A 1,842-nucleotide genomic window follows, 5' to 3' on the forward strand; every position below is an offset into this window, starting at 1 on the left:
GAGTCTGTCTAAAAAGCCACCCATAAAGCAATGAACCTTTAAAGGATTTTTCCATTTTATGTCGAATGGATATAGGAGTTGTCGAATCGACAGAAATGGAGATGACCACATGTACCGTTTTGATACATCCAATCAAGGAAGCTTCTTCGATTATGAGGGGCTTTGGGAGCGGTTGGTTCCCCAGGACTCCGTTTTTCGCTTGTTTCGGGAATACGCACCAATTCTCATTCAATCGGAAGATTTTTCTGGGTTGTACTGTGAAGATAACGGACGCCCGAGTCATTACGCACTTCGCATGACATTGGCCTGTTTGTTGCAACAAATGCTCGATGAAAGTGATCGTGGCATGGAAGTGCAGACACGGGTCAATGTAGAAGTGAAGTATGCCTTAGGGATGGCGTTAGATGAACCGGGTATCGACCACGCGAGTTTTTGTGTTCATCGGTAGCGAATGGTAAAAAACAATCTCGACAAGGTCTACTTAGATCGATTTATCCGGTTGATGTATTACCTAGGGGTATTAAAAGGAGACGAACCGTTTCTTACCGATACCACCCATTGCTTTGCCGCCATCAGTACCCCGACGGCGATCGAACTCATCCGTCAAGCCATGCGTCAAATTGTGCGGTTCCTTTCCAAGGAGTATGCCTTTGAATGGAGCGCACTCGCGAGTCGACCGAAAGCCACCCGATACTTGGAAACCATCGAAGAACGAAAAGAGCATAAACTCAACAAGTCTGAAAAAGATACACGATTGGCCGAAGTCGTTTCGGAGGCCGAGGAATTATTGACATGGTTAGAAGCGTCCGAGGGACCTTGGCGAACCCAGCCAATGGTGGTGAACCACGCGTTGGTGCTGTGCCGGATTCTTCATGAACGAATCGTTCGTGCGTCTGATGGAAGTATTGAGATGGCACCACCGGGTTCGGTGAAAGATATCTTGGCGTCGACCGTCGATGTGGAAGCGCGGTTTGGATGTAAAGGGAAAATCAAGTGGCGAGGATATAAGGTCGCTACCGTTGAAGTGGGCGATTCTGGATTCGTGGCCGCAGCCGAAGCCATGGCGGCCAATGCATACGATGGCAACAGCCTTCCGATTCTGGCGGAGCAACTGCCCGTTGAGCTTGTCGAAAGCCCTAAGATCGTTGGCGACACCCATTATGGCTCCGGCGAAAACCGTCAGCAACTCCAAGAGAGAGGGATTCAAGTCGTCGCACCGGTTTCCTATAAAACAAAGTGTGAGGAAGTCGCTGCCGAAGGATTCCTAGTGAATGCAGACCATACGGAACTTATCTGCCCACGCGGACGGTTCTTTACGAAATGGAATGATGTACAGGACGGCAGGAACTTCATTCTCGAAGCAAACCATCCACCCTGCAAGCAGTGTCCTCGGTACAATCAATGCTTTGGACGAAAAAAGAAACGGCAAATCTTTATTCACAGCTATTTCGAAATCCTCCTGGACGCCCAGGCCTATGCAAAGACTGAGGAATATCATCGAGAAATGCGTCTTCGCGGACGGATCGAAGCGAAACAGAGTGAACTGGTGAATCACTACGGGTTACGCCGGGTTCGTTACCATGGCCAACGAAATGTTGCCTTCGCCGCACGCATGAAAGCACTGTCATCAAACTTCCGTCGCTATCATCGACTGCTCCATGATAAGCAAAATCCGCTTCAGCTGGGGGACAAAGCTCCCCAAGGTGTCGTCTTCAAAAAAGCGGCATAGCGCCGAGGGAGGAGTCTGCCCATTTTTAGGTAAACAACTAAAAACGGGACATGATTGGATGGATTATGCGGTATTTTTTAGTAGCCTTATCCCAATTATTTACACAAATTGCG

Annotated in this window: 1 pseudogene; it reads left to right on the forward strand. The window is 48.8% G+C overall.

From position 1 onward, the window contains the following. Positions 1-109 precede the first annotated feature (109 nt). Positions 110-1,729: pseudogene (locus GJ688_RS19565) on the forward strand (IS1182 family transposase). Positions 1,730-1,842: the final 113 nt, after the last annotated feature.

The organism is Heliobacterium mobile (genome assembly GCF_009720735.1).
Taxonomy (GTDB): Bacteria; Bacillota; Desulfitobacteriia; order Heliobacteriales; family Heliobacteriaceae; genus Heliobacterium; species Heliobacterium mobile.